Genomic DNA, 21,433 nt, shown 5'->3' with positions numbered 1-21,433 from the left:
CAGATGCTTAATTTTTGTTATTTAGAATAAAAATTCATAATTATGTATAATAAGAATATTAAATCTTAGGTATCAAGCGATTCGGCATCAGGTTATGTATGTAATATACAAAAAAAGCTGCCCGTGATCAGGGCAGCATAATTAACGCTAAAATCGGTGTGGCAGCAAGTGTAAATAACGCAGACAATATCATCGAAATACTGGAAATGGTACCGGTCAGTGAGCTCAGTTCAAAAGCTTTGGACGTTCCTGTACCATGAGCAGCGGTACCGAACAGAATACCACGGGCAATCTCGCCCTCGATCCGCAGCCATTTGACGATATAAGGTCCGATCATACTACCGATCAGTCCGGTGATAATTACGAAAATAGCGGTAATGGTTGGTACGCCGCCAATCGCCTGCGATACATTCATCGCAATAGGCGTAGTGATCGAGCGCGGGATAATGCTGCCCATCAGGTCATGGTTCAGATGCATCAGCCGGGCCAGCAGCGCCGAAGAGCTGACAGCGACGATCGAACCGAACAGTACGCTGGCGACAATCTCGACTGCATGCTTGCGCAGGGTTTTGAGATTTTTGTATAGCGGTACAGCAAAAGCGATTGTCGCTGGCTGCAGCAGTCGGGACAGCCATTGTCCGCCTTCGTTATAGTGAGTATATGGAACGTGCATACTCAGCAGAACGATGACCAGCACGAGCGGAGTCGTCAGCAGCGGAGACAGATACACCCGTGGGAAACGGCGATACAGCTTTTTGGCTCCCATATAGACGATTAATGTAGCAAGCAGGAATAGAATGGAATTCATTTCGCGTGACGCTCCTTTCGTTTGGACATAATAGCGGCCAGCAGTCCCGAACTGACCATGACAAGAATCGTACTACAGATCACGATAGCAATAATGCGGACGCCGTCCTGCTCCAGCATCGGTATGTAATTCATCACACCGACCGCCGAGGGGATAAAGAACAGCAGCAGCTCGGCAAGCAGCCAGCTGGCTCCGAGGTCGATCCATTCCACTTTGATGACACCGGATTGCAGCAGGATGAACAGCAGCGCGATACCGATAATACTGCCGGGGACCGGCAGATGCAGCCAGTCAGCCAACCAGTTGAGCAGCTCGGAGAAGGCCATCAGAACAGCAACCTGCAAAATGCCTTTCCCTATATTTTTCATAGAAGATATCCTTCTTTCATTTGTAACATTTTCATATACAGCTTTCGTATATATGAAAGTTTACATCTGTTTCTTTCATAGGTAAAATTCATATATGGCATGAAATGTATTCCATTTGGCTATAGGAGGCGTGGACTTGGATATTCGTCATTTGCAGTATTTTATAGAAGTGGCCCGTCTGGGAAGCTTCACCAAAGCAGCGGAAGCACTGTTCATCACCCAGCCTACCATCAGCAAAACGATCCGTTCCCTGGAGGAAGAATTGGGAGCGCCACTATTCAACCGGGTTGGGCGCTCTGTAGAGCTCACCGATGCAGGTAAAGTGATTGAGCAGCAGGCGCAGAATATCGTGAAATCATTTCACAGCCTTTCCTCGCAGCTGGATGATCTGCGCAATCTGGAGAGCGGTCATCTGCGTATCGGTCTGCCACCGATGATCGGATCACGCTTTTTTCCGCAAATTATCGGCCGCTTTCATCAGATGTATCCAAATGTGACGATCCAGCTGTTCGAAGATGGCGGCAAAAAGGTAGAAAGTGATGTGGTCAATGGATCGCTGGATATCGGAGTGACTGTGCTGCCCGTTACCGAGAATGTGCTGGAATACTTCTCTTTTACCGAGGAGAAACTGAATCTGATCGTGCCGAACAATCATCCTCTGGCCGAACGTAGTGAAGTGCAGATGAGCGAGCTGGCCGAGGACTTTTTTATTATTTTCCGCGAGGATTTTACGCTGCATGGGCGAATCATCGAGGCCTGTATCCGGGTAGGATTTCAGCCGCGAATTATTTATGAGAGTTCCCAGTGGGATCTGATCAGCGAGATGGTGGGAGCCGGACTCGGTGTCGCACTGCTGCCGGATACAATCTGCAATCAGATCAACCAGCGCAATGTGCGCATTATCCCTAATATACAGCCGTCGATTCCGTGGCATCTGGGCATTATCTGGCATCGGGAGCGGTATCTGTCGTTTGCCGCGAGAGAGTGGCTGCGATTTACGCGGGAGATGATGGAGACGAGATAGATTAATCTCGGTGGGATGCTGATATTTACGCGTATTATCGGGTCATCGACTATTATAGATACTTGTTGAATCGCCATATAAAAAGGATGCACCTGCACAGGCGCATCCTTTTTTGTTGTATCGTGATCTAGAGACAGTGTTGGTATGCTGCATACAGTCTGGCAATTCCGACAAAAAATAGCGTAAGTCACATGATTTACAGGTGATGGACAGGTTGTTTTTTTACTTTTGATATTGGGTATCGTATCTGCTTCTTCTATTATAGAAGGGATCGGTATAGCAATGATCGAACCGTATAGCAGTTATTGAATCATCGCTGTAACCTTTCGCCGGGCTGGATAGTCTAACGGGTATTCAAGCTGCCCTCGGGGCAGACTACCGTAAAAGAAATCTTGCCTGCACCGGATTTTCGAGACGAAACCGATGAAGAGCAGATCGAGAGAGGATAGCCGATATGACATATACCCAAAAGGAAGACGTACTCGCTGCCCGCAGCGGGGAGAAAGACGCGTTTATCCGGCTTATGCGTGATATGGAAAGGCCGCTGTACCGGATGGCCCGATCCATGCTGAGAAGTGATGATGAATGCGATGACGCTGTACAGGAGACGATGCTTAAAGCATTTCGCAATATACACACGCTGCGTGAACCGAATTATTTCCAGACCTGGATCTTCCGGATTCTGATCAATGAATGCCATAATATCGCACGCAAAGGTGCTCGGGTCGTCGTGACGGATGAATGGAGCAATCTGCCTGCGCGGACGGATGAATACGAGCGAATCGACGTACAGCAGGCGGTATATCAGCTGCCTGAACCGCAGCGGCTTGTAATCGCAATGCATTATTTTCAGGATATGCCGATCCAGCAGATTGCAGATGTGCTGGAACTATCGGCAGAAGCAGTCAAAACCCGGCTGCACCGGGCGCGCAAAACATTAATGGACTGGCTCAGCGATGAGCCGGGAAGGGGAACCCGATATGAGACCAGATGAGCTGGATCGTATGCTGAATACAGAAAAGCAAAGGCAGGATCGTCCGCTGAGTGATCAATCCCGTACTCGGCTGGAACAGACGTATGCCAAACTACAGGATATGGATATGCCGGCAGCACAGCCGGAGCAGACAACAGAGCAAGTGCCTGTGCAGACGATGGATAGTACACTGGAGAGCCGCACAGACCAGCCAGCAGATCGTATAACCGATACAGACCGCAGCCAGCGTGTAGGTAAACGCGCCACGGCGAATCGCTGGTGGTATACAGGGATTGGAGCAGCGGCAGCTGTGCTGATCTTCGCCTCCGGCTGGGGTGGCAGCACAGGCTGGTCGCTGGGCAATGTACCGGTACTCGGCAGCTGGATACAGCCTGAACATACACCGACCGATCCGGAGCAGAATATACCAACACCCAATCCGGCGGCAGCAGCACCAGAGATTAACCAGACGATCACCCATGGCAAGGAGTCGGTTACGCTGACTCGAGCGGCGCTGATCGGCGGGGATATGCAGATTGAGTACAAAGCGAACCGGCTGGACGTGCTGGAAAAAGTCTCGCTGGAATCGATCCGTTATGAAGGCCGTGAACATGCGAATAGCATTATGACACTGGGCAACCCGGTCAAACAGACCGGTGTTTTCGAAGCCAAGGATGTGAAGCTCCCGGATACGCTTCCGGATAATGCATGGATAGAACTTCAGCTCAGTACAGCAGGTGCTGGTGTGAAGGCTTCAGCTGATCCCAATGATCCCCATCGTTTTATTTTCCGGATTCCAGCTGGACAGATTGGCAAAGGCAAGGTGATGCAGGTAGAAGAGACTCATTCTGCCAAGCCGACAGGCCATACCCTGGCACTGGACAAGGTGCTGTATACGCCACTGATGGTCAGTGTTGAATTATCATCAGCCTATCGTCCGGAAGCGAATAATGACCAGTGGCTCGGCTTTGAAGCGGAAGACGATCAGGGACATGCGTGGAAAAGTATCGGCGGAGGAGAGTTGAATGAGAAGGGCGACCGGATCCAATATCAGGTATCCTTTATGGATGGAGAGATTACACCTTCTGCCCGTACGATTACGATTAAGCCTTATTACGATGATGCCACTGCTGGACAACGAAAGTTCCTTCCGGATCTGAATTTTACGATTCCGGCTACCCAGTAAAGACATATCGTCCGTGCTATGAATAACAAGATCGTGAGCAAGCCGTTCCTTCGGGAGCGGCTTTTTTGTTGGTCAAGGAATCCAGATCCAAAAAGAATTTGATCAATCCGGTAACCTTTGGCAGGAGAGGATGCTCTAACGGTTGTAACATCACAAAAACAACCATACAGGAGGAACTAATAATGAATAACAATACATCAGGCAACAACACATGGAAAGACATTCTGAAACGCAGTGCATGGGGATTGGCAGCAGCGGCAATGGTAGGCGGCGTGACACTCAGTTCCGGATACATCATGCAGGCCAAAGCTGCACCGGTACAGCATCCGGTCGTGATCAAGGCGCAATCTGCAGCCAGCTCGAATCCGAACCAGGCCCAACTACTCGCAGCTGCACCTCTCATCAATCAGAGCGTCAAACATGGCAATCAGACATTAACCATTACACGTGCTGTGCTGGTCGATGGCCATCTGCATATCGAATACAAAGCAAATTCCCTCAAGACACTGGAGCAGGCTGCGCTGGATAGCGTTACTTACAAGGACAGCAATCTGTTGAATGAAGTGATGACACTGGCCAGTCCGGTACAGAAAACCGGTGTATTCGAGACAGGCAGCCTGTCGCTGAAATCACTGCCTGCCGGAGAAGAACTGCATATCCGCCTGATTACTGGCAGCATGGAGAAGCCGCTGGCTTTTGATTATACGGTGAAAGCAGAGCAGATCGGCAAAGGAACTACAGTAGAGTATGGCAAAAGTAAAACCTCCAAAAAGCATAATGTTACACTGGAGCAGGTGAATTATTCCCCGATGCTGATCAGCACCGAATGGTCTTCTGCCTACCAGACAAAAGGCGGCAATGATCAATGGCTGGGCTTTGAAGCGATCGATAGCAAAGGCAAGACATGGAAAAGTATCGGCGGCGGCGAATTGGGGGCAGACGGCAAAACGATTCATTACACCGTGTCCCTGATGAGCGAAGAGATTTCCAAAGGCGCACGTACCGTCAAGTTCAAGCCTTATTATGGAGACAGCAAAACAGAGAAAAGAGTCTATCTGCCAGAACTGAACTTTACAATTCCGGTACAGCCTTGATTTTGGAAAGAAAGAAAAGAGTCTTTGCTAACGCAAAGGCTCTTTATTGCATGCTGTGACAGAAGTAGGCTGTGATAAAAGTAGTCAGTTATTTATACCATGCCTTTTGCAGATTACTGGTAAAATTGGCGTCCTTGAAAGGAACATTGGCTTTGCCAAAATCAGTTGTATTCAGCACACTCCGGGCTGCCGGAGTCATGTCTTCCCAGCTGATCAATGGTTGCGCGCCGCCCATATCGGTCACGCTGTACAGTGCATGGTTGAGCGGCCAGACACTTTTGTAGCCAATCAAGGGGTGCTTGTCGCTGGTATTGCTGCTGGTCGGTGCAGCCTGCTTGAAGCCGCCATGCTGGGAGTAGGCGATCGACTGGATAGTAGGCTGTGCTGCCTCTGGATTATCCAGCCAGACGACGATACATTCCCAGTCGTGCCGGTGACCAAGACCCGGAGAAGATTCATCCTTGGGGAAATACCAGGAATACATCATCGCCCATGAGCCGTTGTACCATGCGGAACGAACATACACTTGGCCGGGACTTTTACTGCTTTGTCCGCTGGGAGAGCCGGTCGGTTCCAATCCGCCGCCTGTGTTGCCCTGTGCATCGACAGCCGGGAACGGAACACTGCCATTGTACACTTTCAGATAAGGTTGAAAAGTCTTGGCAGCTTTTTGGGAAGCGCTGACCGGGGTTACTTCGCTGAAGCCAACCACTGCATCATGATTGATTACAGCAGCATGGGCAGCGGGAGCAGGCATGACCGCAGAGAAAGCAGAAGCAGTCAGCGCAGCAGACAGAATCATTTTACCAAATGTTTTTTTCATATGTATTCCCTCCATTTCTATTTCCAGGAATTATTATCCAGATTGGAAGAATACGTGTCTATATGAATATAAAGAGAGTAAAATATCAAATTAAGGTTGTTTACAGAAGTTTACGCAAATATGGAACAGAAATAATAAATGGCTGATTGGCAGATACAACGGAGTATCCGGCAGCCAGTCTCTACAGTAATAAACCAACCAAAAAGCCTGCTGAATAGGCAGGCTCCGCAAGAGTGGCCAGATGAAGCTTGAACGTGGCAAAATGCTTGGTATGAATAGAATTTTATTTATAGGATCTTACCCGCTTCATATTACATTATGCTTAAAAACACGTTGTTATAAGAATTATTTAAATATTCCCCTTGGCACTTCGCAGCTTCATTTCCCTCTCGTCTGCGGCAGATACAGACTCCGTACTCTGGCGTTTCTTGTTCATATGCTTGGACCAATAGGCAGTCAGAATAGGAACAAGAATCGACGTGACGATCACCGAAGCGGCGACGAGAGCGGTAGCCGACTGTGCAGCCGGGAGAAATTCGGGCTTCATGCTGGCAACGATGACCGGGTTGGCAACTGCTGCGCCGGCTGTACTGGAGGCGGCGAGGCCTGCGGTACCATTGCCTCCGCCGATAAACCGGTCAGCGAGAATAAGCGGAATACCGGTGATAATAATAACGGCTATTCCCAGCAGAATACCGAGCATGCCGGTCTGCGCGATCACACCCAGATCAATCGTACAGCCCAGGGCAAATCCGAAAAACGGGATCAGCGTCTGAGTCGCTTTGCCAAAGTAACTGCGCAAATCATGATCCAGATTGCCAAGCAGGAAGCCGACCAGAAACGGAAGTACAGCACCGACAAAAGCATGCGGTTCAAACACAGCCAGGCCGGTACTGCCGAGAATCAGCATCGTGACGAGTGGACCGGATTCAAGCGACATCAGTACAAATGCTCCGGCTTCTTCCTTGCTGCCATACTGCTGCATGATAGAAGCGTACAGACCGCCATTGGTCATATCCATCGCGGCGATCAGGGCGAGCACGGACAAGCCGGCAAAGAACCCGGTCTGCACGCCTCCGGCTGGCAGGAACTGGGCAGCAATCATCGCAACGACCCAGGCGACCGCAATTTTGGTCAGTACGAGAGTACCGGACTTGCGCAGCACGGTACCCGTCGCGCGCACATCAATCGAAGCACCCATACAGAAAAACCATACAGCGAGAATCGGCACGGTACCGGTCATCAGTCCTTTGGTAAAAGAACCAAAATATTCTCCGGAATCAGGAGCGAAAGTATGCACGAGTGCTCCGATAAACAGCGGCACCAGCATCATGCCGCCCGGTATTTTATCAATCGTTTTTTTGATATTCATCAAAATCCAATCCTCTCGTGATTGCCGGCCTGTCACTAAAGCGTTTTCATTTTCGGCTGAGACCGAGTTCGGGAATTAGCCTGGCGTACAGATCATGGCTCTGCTGCAGCTGCTGGCGGAAGCCATCACGGTCACGGATCAACAGTCCCAATCCGTGATCGGCCATCGTCTGCCTGAATTCCTGCTGCTCGGCGCCTCGGGTGAAGGCATCGGCAAGTATTTGAACAATCTCGTCGGGTGTATCTTTCGGAACAGCGAGTCCGCGCCAGGTGCCGCTGAAATTCACAGCATAACCGGTTGCTTCCTGAAGGGTTGGCACATTCGGCAGTGCCTGTGAACGCTCGCTGCCATTAATAGCAAGCACACGTAGCTTGCCCTGATCGACATACGTCTTGACCTCGGCGGGGCTGACCGGTACGGCATTGACAAATCCGCTCATTAATGCGGATACTGCCGGTCCGGCACCTTCATATGGGATATGGGTAAAGGTGACATGAGTAGCCTGCTCCAGCGAAGCGGCAGCCAGATGCCAGATACTGCCTGTACCGGCATTGCCCATCTTCACTTCACCGGGATGGGTTCGGGCATAGCTCAGAAATTCATCGGCAGTCTGCCATGGCGCATCGGCTCGTACGGTAATCGCAGAAGGATCATAATTGGTCTGGATAATCGGCTTGAACTGCTCATATGTAATCGGCAAGAGACCCATATGCGGCAGAGTTGTCAATTCGGCGACCAAATACGTAACCGTATAGCCGTCTGCCTGGGCATTGGCGCCTTCCATCAGACCGATCGAGCCGCCACCACCGGTTCGGTTCACGACGGTAATCGGCTGGCTGAGATACGGCTGGGAAGCTTCGACCAGCGCACGTGCTGTAATATCCGTACCTCCACCAGCTGCATAAGGGACGACCAGCGTAATGGGATGAGCCGGATAATCGGCAGTGGATTTGGTATAGAACGGGACAGAAGACCAGTGCCCGGTAAAAAAGGTAACCAGTCCAACAACAAGGATCAATCCGGCAGCAGCGCTGCTGTACATTTTCCAGCGGTGCCATCTGTGATTGTCAGTAGTCACGGTAAACTTCCTCTCTTCGCTGCAGGCTCGTATCAAAAGTACGGAATCGGCCTGGTCCGTATCGATAGAACCTGTATGCAGAATTGGTTGCTCACCTCCGTATGTGCGATTGGGATTGTGCCGTCTGTTACATGTTCAGTCTAGCGCACGGGGAGGCGGGCCATCTATCGATTAATTCTCGTTATGATCTGCAAAAATCTTGGAGTAGCGCGGCTTTGGCGAATCTGCATAGGTTCTGGCAGATCTGCATATCGTGTACCAGCAGCTCATTTTCGTGAACAGCCTGCCTTTTTGGATGTACGGCAAGCAGGACAGTTAACCCTGCTCGCGGTATTTGCCGGGAGTGATGGATTTGTGTTTGCGAAAGGTTCGGATAAAGCTGTTTTCGTTCTGGTAACCGACCTGGGCAGCGATATCAGCTATTTTCAGATTACTATGCCGCAGCAGCTCACAGGCTCGGTCCAGCCGCAGCCGGGTAAGATAATCATAAATAGTACTGCCGGTCTGTTCCTTGAACAGCATACTGACAGAAGATACACTCAGCTGTACATACTCTGCCACATCCGGCAGACCAATATTGTCACTTAGATGCTCCAGCATATACTGCTTGATCCGCTCGACCAGCAGATGCTCACGGGAATCGCGCCGAATATCCATTTGACCGGTTAGATGGATTAGTGTCCGGGTGATGAGCTCCTCGATATCATCCAGATTCATCGTGGACAGCAGATGTTGATGATAATTGGCCATCTCCGGTGGGAGAGACAGATGCTGCTGGGCAGCCATCTCGACCAGCTGTTCCAGCGACCGGTGAATGAGCAGACGAATCGTAGACGGAGATGATTCCTGCTCCCGGGCAGCTGTACACCAGCGGCGCAGCCAGATAAGTGCGGTATCCGCGTCTCCCTGCTCCACGCATTGCAGTAGTTCGCGCCGCCAGTGATCATCCGGTAGAGGAGGATCATTCTGTGATGCAGCGGATTCGGGACTGGATGCGTGATCATATTCGAGAATCTGTCCGTACCCCTGGTACAGACGTCGGGATAAGGCGGTATCAGCCTGCTGGTAGGACAGGGGCGCTTCGGAGATATGCATCATCTCGCTGCCTACCCCGGCAGACAGGGATAATCGCAAATGTTCGCTGGCTATTGTCATCATGCGCTGTAGATCCTGGTGCAGCTGTATCCGGCGTTCGTCGTGATCCTGTGCCAGACGGGGTTGTACCATCCAGATCAGCCGATCCTGTTCTCCGGTTATGCCTGCTGTTCGCCAGTGCGGCTCCAGGATCTCGGCCATCATATTATGCAGCGCATACTTTAACAGCATCCGGTCTGATTCGGAATAGGAGGCCGCCCAGGTATCATACCGGTCGATAGAGATAATCAGGATAAGCAGTGGCCCTGGCTGCCAATCCTGAAAATATTGCTCCCACTTGCTGTTCATTTCCTGCGGACCGATACTGCGGTGCAGCACATCCTGCACATATTTGATCCGCAGCTCCGGCAGGCTGCGTTCGGCGACCAGTGCCTTGCTATGGAAATCGCCAACCAGCTTGCCAATCACCGGCTCCAGATCATACAGAGACTGCCGGCTGTCCGGATCTTCGGGATGCAGCAGCCGATTGATCCGCCGCAGCGGTCGAAATGCCGCATAGCTGTACGAGTAGATGGCGGCGCAGCCGATCAGAATCGAGATCAGCGAAAGCAGCAGCATCATATTGCGGGCCAGCTTTACATTTTTGAGCAGCTGTTCGGTCGGCACAAGGGAGACGAGCCGCCAACCGGTTACATCCGAAAAGGTCTGGTTTGCCATATAGCTCTGTCCATTCAGTTGTACATAGGCATACGGCTGTACGCCAAGCTCGTCCAGCACCTTCTGCATCCCGGCTGCAGGAACAGAGCGATCCAGCTTGGGATAAATCAGCCTGCCATCCAGATCATAGACATACTGGGAGCTGGACAGATGAATATAGAAATTAGAGAAAAAGCGATCATAATCCAAATTGACCAATACAGCACCGGTTACCTGATTGCCTGTGCGTACAGGGCGGGAAAGTGACAATAGCTCGGTCTCTCCCTGCTCCCGGTCAGTACCCTGCCACCTGCGCTCGATCAGCAGCGGTTTGTTATGTATGTGTTCAATCCAGCCGGTCCATGTACGGTCAGGCGCATTTTGCCAGGTATGGTAGCCCGCTGTACTGGAAATTAGACTGTGATCATCGAACCGGATAATATCGATAGACTGAATATCGCGCCCGGCGGATACTGTATGTAGATACTGCTGTACCCTGGAGACAAGCGCAGGATCGGCGTTGGCACCTTGCCTGATATACTCCAGTACATCAGGCTGAAAAGAAGCATCTACCGCCTTGTTGTCCGATTCGCGGAACGCACGATTGGTGACATCGAGATTGATTTGCAGCAGCTCGATATTGGGCGTATTCAGCTCACTGTCCAGCTCCTGCCGATAGCGGGAGTAGGAGAACAATCCAATAGCGGTAATAAGCAGTGACAGACAAAGAGTCAGCAGCAGAATGAGCCGTGTCTGTTTATTTTGCAGCAGGAACTTTAATCGAAGTCGCAGCATGCGTCTGTCTTCATCCTTTCCTGAATTCACCGGTGATAGAGCGGGATTCCGCTGCTATGGTATATATCAAAATGTTTTCTGTTCATTTAAGATTACGCTTACATTTTTGAAGTTGTGCTTACAATTGTATATGGATTGCAGTCTTTATTCCGTATGATTTGCTACATTCTGCTCCGATAAACAGCCAGCCGACAGCAGATGGAGAGGTTATTCGCAGGCTCAACGAAACAGATAAGTGCAATTCCATATTATCCATCTTTTGCTATTATATAAGAAACCAATAGCATGGTCGAACAGCAGATATACAAAGGACAGGCAATAGACGAATAGACTGGCTTGTCTGGCATATGCGAATCATGGCCAAGTGTATCCAGTGCCTGCGAACAGATTGTATTGACGTTATATGAGATAATAAAGGGTACAATATCATAGTTGCTACTAACGACAAGACATTCGGAACCAACCTATAGAGGTATAGATACTAAGCAGGCATTGCGAAAGGAAGACACCAACATGACAACAATCATCGACATTCCTGTTCGTCCGCTGGTCGAGTACGTATATCGTACAGGCAGTATCGAGTCCGGCTTTCGGGTCGCCCAGTCGATGCAGGAAGGTACACGGATTCACAAGCAGATCCAGCAGGGCTACGCAGAGCACGGGGAAAAGGAAGTGCATCTCAAAACAGAGATTCCCTATCATGATCTGCTGTTCCGGATCGAGGGACGCTGTGACGGATTATGGGTAGATGAAAATGGGCTGCTGACCGTCGATGAGATCAAGTCTACCTCGATCTCGGCCGAGGATATCGGCGACGGCCGGGAGGTGCACTGGGCACAGGCGCAGATGTACGGCTATATGCTGGCTCATGACCGGGAACTGGAGCAGGTACGCATCCAGCTCACCTATGTGCACAAAAGCAGCGGCAAAGAAACCCGCCTGGAGCGTATTCGCACACGCCAGCAGCTGGTCGACTTTACCATGGATACGATCGCACAGTATGCACCATACGCCGAGATGCTGGCCGAGCACCGTCGCAGACGCAATGCAAGTATTGAAGAGCTGGCTTTTCCTTTTTCCGGCTATCGTTCCGGGCAGCGGCAGTTTGCCGGAGCAGTCTACAAGACAATCGGCGAGCAGGTAAATCTATTCGCCGAAGCGCCTACAGGAACAGGCAAGACGATCTCCACATTGTTCCCGGCGATCAAAAGCATCGGCAGTGAACGTGCCGAGCGCCTCATGTATATTACCGCCAAGACGGTTACCCGTGCCAATGCGGAAGATGCGCTGCTGAGGATGCAGACGAACGGACTGCATCTGCATGGAGTGACGATCACCGCCAAAGACAAAGTCTGCTTCTGTACCGCAGACGGAATCAAGGGACGGGAGAACTGCGCGTATACCGACGGTTATTATGACCGGATCAACGGAGCCATTCTGGATATGCTGACCCACGAGACGATGATGACACGGGAAATTATCGAACAGTATGCACGCAAGCATACCGTTTGTCCGTTTGAACTGTCGCTGGACGCATCCTATGCTTCGGATGCGGTCATCTGTGACTACAACTACGTATTTGATCCGAGAGTATCGCTCAAGCGCGTTACGGACGATCAGCGCAAAAGCACGGTGCTGCTCGTGGATGAGGCACATAATCTGGTGGATCGTGGACGCAGCATGTTCTCGGCAGCACTGAACAAGTCGGACTTTCTCGATCTGAAAAGGGATTACCAGCATTCCTCGGAATCGCTGTCCAAAATCGCCAGTGCGGTCAATGCGTACTTTATCCGCCTGCGCAAGCAGATGGGAGAGAAGAACTTTATCCAGAGCCGAGAGGCACCGGAGGAGATTTTCAAGCTGTTAGAGGAGTTTACGATCCGCGCCGAAGTTACGCTGCTGGAACAGGGGAATGGCGGCGGAGATACAGATCAGCTGCTGGAGACATATTTCGCCGTGCAGGCTTTTCTGCGCATTGGCCGGATCTACGATATGGAGAGTCATATTACGTATGCCGAGATGGACGGCAGCAATGTGCTGCTGCGCATGTTCTGTATCGATCCGTCGCTGCAGTTGCATCAGACGGCCAAAGGCTATCGCTCGGTGATCCATTTCTCTGCTACCCTGTCTCCGATCGGATATTACCGGGATATGCTGGGTGCGGATGAAGAGGATTACAATATCTCGATTCCGTCTCCTTTTTCCAGAGAGCAGCTGGAAGTGCAGATTGTCCCGCTATCCACACGCTACCGTGACCGGGAAAAGACTCGCGATGAGCTGGCCCGTCTGCTGGCTGATCTGGTGAACAAGCGTCCGGGGAATTACCTGGCCTTTTTCCCGTCATATCAGTATATGCAGGATGTGGTGACTGTCTTTGAGACGCTGGATGCCGATACGGATATACTGGTTCAGCAGTCCAATATGGCAGAGGAAGAGCGCGACCGGTTTTTGAACGCTTTTCAGAGTGATAATCCACGCACCCTGACCGGATTTGCTGTAATGGGCGGTATTTTCAGTGAAGGGGTCGATCTGGCAGGTGACCGCTTGACCGGCGTCATTATCGTTGGCGTCGGTCTGCCGCAGCTCGGACCGGAACGCGAGATGATCCGCGAGCACTTCAGCAAAGGTGGGCACAGCGGCTACAATTATGCCTATGTGTATCCGGGAATGAACAAAGTACTACAGGCAGGCGGCCGGCTGATTCGGACCGAACAGGATCGTGGATTGCTGATGCTGGTCGATGATCGATTCCTCCAGCGCCCGTATGTACAACTGCTGCCACCGGAATGGCGTCCGGAGTAGGTATAGTAAAGTGAAATAACAAAAGTTTTTTTATTTTAAACGTCAAAAAAACCTCCTGTACCGATATGCGTTCATATCCAGTATAGGAGGTTTTTTAGATAGTTCATTCAAATATATTAAAGAAAAGTATTAATGAGAAGCTTTGTTGATCGCATCGTAAGCCCAGTGCTTGGCAGATACATCTTTCCATGAAGCGGCTGTAGTTGTATGATCTGCAGTCATATCCTGCAGATGATTCAGTACAGTAACGACTTCGGCACGGGTAACCGGTTTGTCCGGATAGAACTTGCCATCCGGGTAGCCCTGCATCCAGCCGGCATTCAGTACCTGCTGAATATAGGCGGCCGCCCAGGAGTCATTCAGATCGGATGCCTGTACGGAAGAACTGCTGTCCACTGTCGTGTCCAGCTCTTTCCAGCGGGCAATCAGGGAAGCCAGCTCTGCACGGGTCATTGCTTTGCCCGGTTGGAAGCTGCCGTCCGGGTAGCCTTTCATCCAGCCGTAGGACTGAATCAGCTGAATACCACCGGAAGCCCAGTACGTGGATGGTACATCTTTGAACGAAGTGCTTGCCGTACCCTCGGATTCGCTGCCATTCAGCAGACGTTCCAGCATAACGGACAATTCGGCACGGGTTACTTGCTGATCCGGACGGAATGTTCCATCCTGGTAACCTTGGATATAACCACTGGAAGCTGCGGATTTTTTGACAGCATTTTCGAACTTGGTGTTGCTGCGCTTGGTGTCTGCAGCAGGCGCTGTCTCGGCAGAATATGAAGCAGATGGAATCACGTCATCCAGACGGGAAGCTCCACCGCCGCTACCGCCGCCAGCGAATACAGGAGCCGGAGTACCCGGATCTACCGGTACCACAGGAACGAATGGAAAAGTAATCGTAACCGGTGGTCCTGGAGCGATATAGGTGTCGGACGTTGGTGTAGGCGCAGGTGCTGGCAGTCCAGGCTGCGGTACGATTGGCGTATTGTTCACCGGTGCCGGGAATACGGATTCCGGCTCGGAAGATACAGGTGCAGGTGCAGCAGCTGGCTCGGATGGTGCTTCTGTAGCAGGATTTTCTTCCGGCTTCACTACCGGTGTCTCGGCTGCGGCATTAACCTGCAGCGTATACGTTTTGTACTTGCCATTCGGAGCCGTTACCCGGAATTCCAGGCGGGTCAGGTCACTGCTCAGCGGCTCGGAATATTTCAGCAGCTGGGTGCCATATACCTGCTCGGTAACAGAGACGCCGTTAACCGACAAGGCTGTATCCGGATCATATACACTGGCGAAAACAGTCACGCGATCTGCACCGGCATTCATGTTGGCTTCATAGGAAGTTACATCCCGCTGGAAAGAAGGAGTGAGTGAACCATTCTCCAGCGACAGGGAAGTCAGCTCGGTTTTGCGGTCAGGAGCCTGGGCACGAATCGTAAATGCTTTCTCCAGCATGCCGCCTTTTGGTCCGGTAGCGCGTACACGGATCGAATAGCTGTTTACCCCAGGTGTCAGCGGTGCATTGGTCTCCAGACGATTGTTGCGAATAGCAAAGTAGCGATTATCCGTGTCATTCTCGCCATTGACGAGTGTATAGATCATGGATGCATACGTATCGTCTGTAACAGAAGAGAATTGGCCGACTGCTGTTCCCGGCTGTGCATCCCAGGTCAGTGTGTCACCGTCAAGGGTTACATCGGCAGGAGCATCATTCATCGCAGTCGTATAATCGGCATGGATAGCAGCGAGTGCCCCATTCATATCTGGATCGACACTGCTGTAAAAGACCAGTTCGGTCGTCTCGCCCGGCTTCAGATTACCGGCATCAAATGCCAGTGTAACCCAGTCATCGGAAGCTGCAGCAGCAATATGCGTGCCGCCGTCTGAACGAAAGGCCGGTTCGCTGTAAGGGTTGCGGCTAAAGCCGACAGAAGCCTGGGCGCGCGGGTCGCTGGCTACATACATAAATACATTGTCGCTTTTGTTGCCGATCGCAGCGACAATCGCATCGGGATCTTGTGGTGGATTGGAAGGTACCCAGTTGATGGTGCTGTTATCGCCATTCAGATCAGCATCCATATCAGGGTCGAGGAAGCGCATATAGTGAACATCGTAGACGGAGGCGGTTACGCTGGTATTTGTGAGATGAATAGTAGTTTTATAAAAGGGGTCTCCTGGTTTGAACGAAATCGTCTGTTCTACTCCGATCGCTTTATCCAGTGTAGTACCGGATGTTTTGGCGGCGAGCTGCTCTTCGGTAGAAATATCTTCCGTGGTGCCGGGTACTTCGATACTGCCGTTTTGTTCCTCGGTAGTAAATGTTTTTGGACTGGCCTTGGGTCCCGAACGGTAACCGACCGTGAAGCCTTCGGATGGACTGCCTGGCAGCACGTAATCGCCGCTGGTCATATCCTTGCCTGTATCATAACCGTCGCTGTCGGTATTCAGTCCAATCGTCTTGCGAAGCTGACCGGGATGGAATCCGGCGGGACTATCGCTGGATGTACCCAGCGTACCGCTTCCCGAGATGCCCAGCTCGATATACGAACCGCCCAGGTAAGTGTCTCTGCCCACTTGTTCATGCCGGCCCAGTGCATCGGCGTGAACATTGATAGGAAGAGAGGGCAGCAGCAGCAAGACAGCCAGCCAGCCGCAGACGCGCGGTTTGAGGGATACGTGATGATGCGAACGCAGCCTGCTCCTTCTCATATTCAATTAACCTCCTTCGTATCATAAGAGTTGCATAAATCTGCAAATGCTCTATTACTGTTTATCGTAAAATATCCGGTATTTTTAACATTTATCTGGCAAAAAAATAAGAATAATTCGATTTAGCAACATTGTCACCCATTATATGGTAATAATATGATTTTACTGTAAATATTTTGGTAGCAAATATTCTTAATTTGTAAGAATAAGCTTAAAATGTGGTGAAGTAATGGTATGATATAACTAATGATTGACAAGGATTTAATGAGAGATATAAAATTAGGTAACCTAATAAATAGCTTAACTAAATAATAGTATATAGATCTCGGGGTGAATAACTGTGGATGAAGAACTGAAGTTTGAAGGAATATCACCAATGGGTGAGGAATTGCTGCGTGCCTTCCGCCTGTTCCGCAGAGCGGATTGGCGTCAAAAGCCGGTCGCTGGATATAAGCCGAGTGAAATTATGGCCCTGATCTGTATCGGTAACCAGGATGACTGCAAAAGCTGCGGGATTCAGGTATCGGAATTGAGCCGTATGCTGCGTGTAACGTCCCCAACGGTCACCCAGTTGATCAAAGGAATGGAAAACGACGGCCTCGTCGAGCGTAATATGGATCAGACGGATCGCCGTGCTGTTCGTGTAACCCTGACAGATAAAGGCGAGTCGATTATGGATCAATCGCTGGCTGTATTCAAAACCTCGTTTGAAGGTCTGGTGGATTATCTTGGCGAAGAGGACAGCCGCAAGCTGGCCGAGTTGCTGGGACGCGTATTTGAATATTTTCAGGAACGAGTATTTGAGCCGGTAGAGCCTGCCCATAAGGGAGATGGCTTCGGTGATTAAACTGTTTCGCCAGATGCAGCCTTATTATCCATTAATAGGGCTCATTCTGGTACTTACTTTTCTGCAAACGATGTCGGAATTGTTCCTGCCGACGCTGATGGCGGATATTGTGGATACCGGGATTGCTGCCGGTAACATACCGTATATTTGGCGGATCGGCTCGTATATGCTTTTATTTGCTGCGGTAGGGATGCTATGTTCTATTGCGGCAAGTTACTTTTCGGCCAAAGTTGCGATCGGATTCGGACGCGATCTGCGCAGCCGTGTGTTTGCACACGTTGAGAATTTTTCGCTGCAGGAATTTGACCGGATCGGTACGGCTTCACTGATTACGCGTACGACCAATGATATTACCCAGCTGCAGCAGGTGCTGACCATGATGCTGCGCATGATGCTGATGGCTCCGCTGATGATGCTGGGCGGCCTGATTATGGCTATTTCCAAGCAGGGGCAGCTATCACTTATTTTCGTGGTAGTCATTCCGGTGCTGGGACTGGCCATTTTTCTGATCGGCCGCAAAGGGATGCCGCTGTTCAAGCAGATGCAGACCCGTCTGGATACACTGAATATGGTGATTCGCGAGAATCTGACCGGTATCCGGGTTATTCGCGCCTTTAACCGGGATCGTTATGAAAACAAGCGGTTTGACGGTGCCAGCCGCGGTCTGGCGGATACGGCGATTAAGGTCAACAAGCTGATGGCTCTGATGATGCCGGTGATGATGATCGTGCTGAATTTCTCGATTATCGCGATTATCGGCTTTGGCAGCGTAGAAATCAGTTATGGGCGGATGCAGGTCGGCGATCTGATGGCCTTTGTCCAGTATGCGACCCAGATTCTGTTTTCCTTTTTAATGCTGTCGGTTATTTTTGTCATGGTACCGAGAGCTTCCGCTTCGGCAACACGGATCAATGAAGTGCTGGATATGCAGCCGGATATCGTCAATCCGGCTCAGCCGAAGCCGCTGCAGCAAGATTCCCGGCAGCCGGTTACGCTCAAATTTGACGATGTTACGTTTCATTATCCTGGCGCTGAACAGCCGGCGCTGGAGCATATTTCATTCGAAGCCAGACGGGGCGAAGTAACTGCCATTATTGGAGGAACCGGATCGGGCAAATCTACGCTGGTGAATCTGATTCCGCGTTTCTATGATGTGAGCAGCGGCCGGATTGAAGTACATGGAACTGATATCCGCGAGCTGGAGCAGTCTGCCTTGCGGGAACGGATCGGTTATGTACCGCAAAAGGCTTTGCTGTTTACAGGTACGATCGCTGAAAATATCCGCTATGGCCATGAATCGGCGACCGAGGAAGAAATTGCTCATGCTGCACGTATCGCTCAAGCGGAGGACTTTATTTCGGAGATGCCGGAAGGATATAATTCGGAGATTGCCCAGGGCGGTTCCAATGTGTCCGGCGGGCAAAAGCAGCGTCTATCGATTGCGCGGGCGCTGGTACGCCGGCCGGAGCTGTATATTTTTGATGATAGCTTCTCGGCACTGGACTTCAAGACCGATGCCCGGCTGCGTGCCGCCCTGCGGGAAGAGACGACCGAGGCGACTGTGCTGATGGTTGCCCAGCGGGTCAGTACGGTAATAGATGCCGATCAGATTATTGTGCTGGATGAAGGCCGGATTGCCGGTATCGGTACACACCACGAATTAATGGATAGCAGCGAAGTGTATCGCCAGATCGTATCTTCGCAGCTGTCCGAGGAGGAGATCGCATGAGTGAATCAACAAGACGCCGCTCCTCCGCGAAGCCTCCGGGCGGCCCGATGGGTGGTCCGGGCGGCCCTCCCGGTATGTCGATGCCAGGAGCCAAACCCAAAAATTTCAAAGGAACCTTGCGGCGCCTTATTGCTTATCTGAAGCCGCACAGGCTGCCGCTGACCGGTGTATTGGTCGCAGCGATTCTCAGTACGCTGTTCAGTATCGTGTCTCCGCGTATACTGGGGCTGGCCACCGATGAACTGTTCACCAGTGTCACCGGCGGCCGCGAGATTAATTTTGATTATATTTTTCGTCTGCTGCTGATGCTGGGCGGGTTGTACTTGTTCAGTTCGCTATTTGCCTATTTGCAGCAGTACTTTATATCGGGCGTAGCCCAGAATACCGTCTATGAGATGCGGCGGGAAGTCAAAGGCAAACTAACCCGACTGCCGCTGCGCTACTATGATCGGCAGACACACGGGGAAGTGCTGAGCCGGGTAACCAATGATATGGATAATATCAGCACGACTCTGCAGCAGAGCCTGACGCAGATGATTACGTCGATCGTTACACTGGTCGGGGTCATCATCATGATGCTGACGCTCAGTCCGCTGCTCACCCTGATTACTGTACTCACGATTCCGCTCAGTCTGATTGTGACCATATTGGTCGCCAAGCGTTCGCAAAAGCATTTTGCCGGACAGCAGGCGGCACTGGGACGGTTGAATGGTCATGTAGAAGAGCTATACACCGGTCATCCGATCGTCAAGGCATTTGGTCAGGAACGCAAGGCTGTACAGGAATTTGATACGCTGAATAATGAATTGTATGATTCCGGTTGGAAAGCGCAGTTTATCTCCGGTACGATTATGCCCTTGATGAACTTCGTCAGCAATATCGGCTATGTACTCATCTGCGTGGTCGGCGGGATTATGGTAACACGCGGCAGTATCGGCATCGGCGGGATTCAGGCTTTTATCCAGTATGCGCGCCAATTCTCCCAGCCGATCACCCAGCTGGCCAATATCTCGAACATTATCCAGTCGGCGATTGCGTCGGCAGAGCGGGTATTCGAAGTGCTGGACGAGCAGGAGGAAGAAGATCATCCGGCAGCAGCACAGGCCGCCACAGCCAGTTTGGTAAAAGGCAAAACTGTATCCACAGCCGAGAACGCGACTGCAGAACAATCAGCAGTATCGCAGACGCTGTCGCCGGCAGCAAGACCGGGTTTCCGTGCGAATGTGGATTTTGAACATGTCCAATTCGGCTACAAGCCGGATCAGCTGCTCATTCAGGATATGAATATTCATGTGGAAGCTGGCCAGACTGTAGCCATTGTCGGTCCGACCGGTGCCGGTAAAACGACACTGATCAATCTGTTGATGCGATTCTATGAGCTGAATGGTGGAATTATCCGGATCGATGGTCACGATATCAAGGAATGGTCACGCAGTGAGCTGCGCAGCCTGTTCGGCATGGTGCTGCAGGATACATGGTTGTTCGGCGGTACGATTCGTGATAATATCGCATATGGTCGTGAACAGGCCACCGAAGCGGAGATCATGCAGGCTGCCGAAGCAGCGCGAGCAGACCACTTTATCCGTACATTGCCAGAAGGTTATGATACCGTGCTGAATGAGGAAGCTTCGAATATTTCACAGGGTCAAAAGCAGCTGCTGACGATCGCCCGCGCTATTCTGGCGAATCCGTCGATCCTTATTCTGGATGAGGCGACGAGCAGTGTCGATACCCGGACCGAGGTATTGATCCAGCAGGCAATGAATGAGCTGATGCAGGGACGGACGAGCTTTGTGATTGCGCATCGTCTGTCTACGATTCGTGAAGCGGATCTCATCCTCGTTATGAATCATGGTGAAGTGATCGAGCAGGGCACACATGAAGAACTGCTGGAACGCGGCGGATTCTATGCCGATCTGTACAACAGCCAGTTCTCCGGACAGGAAGCCGGCTAAGAATAGCAAGTCTGTTATGAAATGCACTAAAGTGAAAGAATCGATAAAATAGCATAAGATCATCCAGCTTTCACTGATTGGATAC

Annotated in this window: 15 protein-coding genes; 8 read left to right on the top strand and 7 right to left on the bottom strand. The window is 51.1% G+C overall.

The window, feature by feature from the left end; all coding sequences use genetic code 11:
- Positions 1–127: 127 nt before the first annotated feature.
- Both AR543_RS00695 and AR543_RS00690 read right to left on the bottom strand, forming a co-directional pair.
- Positions 128–808, bottom strand: a complete 681-nt coding sequence (locus tag AR543_RS00695; RefSeq protein WP_046227575.1) for a CidB/LrgB family autolysis modulator — start codon at positions 806–808, stop codon at positions 128–130.
- Complete coding sequence (locus AR543_RS00690; RefSeq protein ID WP_060530913.1) at positions 805–1,176, bottom strand: CidA/LrgA family protein; 372 nt, start codon at positions 1,174–1,176, stop codon at positions 805–807. The genes AR543_RS00695 and AR543_RS00690 overlap by 4 nt, the downstream gene beginning before the upstream one ends.
- Before the next feature lie 136 nt (positions 1,177–1,312).
- On the opposite strand from AR543_RS00690, the gene cidR reads away from it, so the two are divergent.
- The 4 genes from cidR (at position 1,313) to AR543_RS00670 (ending at position 5,453) form a co-directional block, all read left to right on the top strand.
- On the top strand, positions 1,313–2,200 hold the full coding sequence (gene cidR / locus AR543_RS00685; RefSeq protein ID WP_174703722.1) for a cidABC operon transcriptional activator CidR: 888 nt from the start codon (positions 1,313–1,315) through the stop codon (positions 2,198–2,200).
- A gap of 454 nt (positions 2,201–2,654) precedes the next feature.
- Entirely contained in the window at positions 2,655–3,194 is a 540-nt protein-coding gene (locus AR543_RS00680) for an RNA polymerase sigma factor (RefSeq protein ID WP_060530910.1), read from the top strand.
- On the top strand, positions 3,181–4,359 hold the full coding sequence (locus AR543_RS00675; protein WP_060530908.1) for a DUF5643 domain-containing protein: 1,179 nt from the start codon (positions 3,181–3,183) through the stop codon (positions 4,357–4,359). The genes AR543_RS00680 and AR543_RS00675 overlap by 14 nt, the downstream gene beginning before the upstream one ends.
- 182 nt (positions 4,360–4,541) lie before the next feature.
- Complete coding sequence (locus AR543_RS00670) at positions 4,542–5,453, top strand: DUF4179 domain-containing protein (RefSeq protein ID WP_060530906.1); 912 nt, start codon at positions 4,542–4,544, stop codon at positions 5,451–5,453.
- 88 nt (positions 5,454–5,541) lie between these two features.
- Here the strand turns inward: AR543_RS00670 and AR543_RS00665 are convergent, their stop codons facing one another.
- From AR543_RS00665 to AR543_RS00650, 4 genes are all read right to left on the bottom strand, one after another.
- Positions 5,542–6,255, bottom strand: coding sequence for an NPP1 family protein (locus AR543_RS00665; protein ID WP_087071292.1), 714 nt, complete (start codon positions 6,253–6,255; stop codon positions 5,542–5,544).
- A gap of 370 nt (positions 6,256–6,625) precedes the next feature.
- Positions 6,626–7,648, bottom strand: a complete 1,023-nt coding sequence (kdgT, locus tag AR543_RS00660) for a 2-keto-3-deoxygluconate transporter (RefSeq protein WP_060530902.1) — start codon at positions 7,646–7,648, stop codon at positions 6,626–6,628.
- A 46-nt stretch (positions 7,649–7,694) separates the two neighbouring features.
- A complete protein-coding gene (locus tag AR543_RS00655; RefSeq protein WP_227871806.1) occupies positions 7,695–8,726 on the bottom strand; it encodes a tripartite tricarboxylate transporter substrate binding protein in 1,032 nt (343 codons plus the stop codon).
- A 315-nt stretch (positions 8,727–9,041) separates the two neighbouring features.
- On the bottom strand, positions 9,042–11,342 hold the full coding sequence (locus tag AR543_RS00650) for an AraC family transcriptional regulator (protein ID WP_227871805.1): 2,301 nt from the start codon (positions 11,340–11,342) through the stop codon (positions 9,042–9,044).
- A gap of 483 nt (positions 11,343–11,825) precedes the next feature.
- On the opposite strand from AR543_RS00650, the gene AR543_RS00645 reads away from it, so the two are divergent.
- The gene (locus tag AR543_RS00645) at positions 11,826–14,114 is read left to right on the top strand and encodes a helicase C-terminal domain-containing protein (protein ID WP_060530898.1); all 2,289 of its coding nucleotides are present in this window, start codon (positions 11,826–11,828) and stop codon (positions 14,112–14,114) included.
- Positions 14,115–14,243: 129 nt separating this feature from the next.
- Here the strand turns inward: AR543_RS00645 and AR543_RS00640 are convergent, their stop codons facing one another.
- Positions 14,244–16,817 (bottom strand): S-layer homology domain-containing protein, encoded by a 2,574-nt coding sequence (locus AR543_RS00640; RefSeq protein WP_060530896.1) that lies wholly within the window; start codon positions 16,815–16,817, stop codon positions 14,244–14,246.
- Positions 16,818–17,157: 340 nt separating this feature from the next.
- On the opposite strand from AR543_RS00640, the gene AR543_RS00635 reads away from it, so the two are divergent.
- The 3 genes from AR543_RS00635 to AR543_RS00625 are packed head-to-tail and all read left to right on the top strand — an operon-like array spanning position 17,158 to position 21,348.
- Positions 17,158–17,664 (top strand): MarR family winged helix-turn-helix transcriptional regulator, encoded by a 507-nt coding sequence (locus AR543_RS00635; RefSeq protein ID WP_227871804.1) that lies wholly within the window; start codon positions 17,158–17,160, stop codon positions 17,662–17,664.
- Positions 17,657–19,393, top strand: a complete 1,737-nt coding sequence (locus tag AR543_RS00630) for an ABC transporter ATP-binding protein (RefSeq protein WP_060530891.1) — start codon at positions 17,657–17,659, stop codon at positions 19,391–19,393. Before AR543_RS00635 ends, AR543_RS00630 begins: the two co-directional genes overlap by 8 nt.
- Positions 19,390–21,348: an ABC transporter ATP-binding protein gene (locus AR543_RS00625; RefSeq protein ID WP_060530889.1), complete on the top strand. Its 1,959-nt coding sequence runs from the start codon at positions 19,390–19,392 to the stop codon at positions 21,346–21,348. Before AR543_RS00630 ends, AR543_RS00625 begins: the two co-directional genes overlap by 4 nt.
- Positions 21,349–21,433 lie beyond the last annotated feature (85 nt).

It is taken from the genome of Paenibacillus bovis (assembly GCF_001421015.2).
GTDB classification, from domain to species: domain Bacteria; phylum Bacillota; class Bacilli; order Paenibacillales; family Paenibacillaceae; genus Saccharibacillus; species Saccharibacillus bovis.
This window is presented reverse-complemented; position numbering and strand designations above follow the sequence as displayed.

Bases quoted from the DNA above. Each gene is read 5' to 3' on its own strand.
- AR543_RS00695 (WP_046227575.1), bottom strand. From the start codon at position 808: ATGAATTCCATTCTATTCCTGCTTGCTACATTAATCGTCTATATGGGA.
- AR543_RS00690 (WP_060530913.1), bottom strand. From the start codon at position 1,176: ATGAAAAATATAGGGAAAGGCATTTTGCAGGTTGCTGTTCTGATGGCC.
- AR543_RS00680 (WP_060530910.1), top strand. From the start codon at position 2,655: ATGACATATACCCAAAAGGAAGACGTACTCGCTGCCCGCAGCGGGGAG.
- AR543_RS00675 (WP_060530908.1), top strand. From the start codon at position 3,181: ATGAGACCAGATGAGCTGGATCGTATGCTGAATACAGAAAAGCAAAGG.
- AR543_RS00670 (WP_060530906.1), top strand. From the start codon at position 4,542: ATGAATAACAATACATCAGGCAACAACACATGGAAAGACATTCTGAAA.
- AR543_RS00665 (WP_087071292.1), bottom strand. From the start codon at position 6,255: ATGATTCTGTCTGCTGCGCTGACTGCTTCTGCTTTCTCTGCGGTCATG.
- kdgT (WP_060530902.1), bottom strand. From the start codon at position 7,648: ATGAATATCAAAAAAACGATTGATAAAATACCGGGCGGCATGATGCTG.
- AR543_RS00645 (WP_060530898.1), top strand. From the start codon at position 11,826: ATGACAACAATCATCGACATTCCTGTTCGTCCGCTGGTCGAGTACGTA.
- AR543_RS00640 (WP_060530896.1), bottom strand. From the start codon at position 16,817: ATGAGAAGGAGCAGGCTGCGTTCGCATCATCACGTATCCCTCAAACCG.
- AR543_RS00625 (WP_060530889.1), top strand. From the start codon at position 19,390: ATGAGTGAATCAACAAGACGCCGCTCCTCCGCGAAGCCTCCGGGCGGC.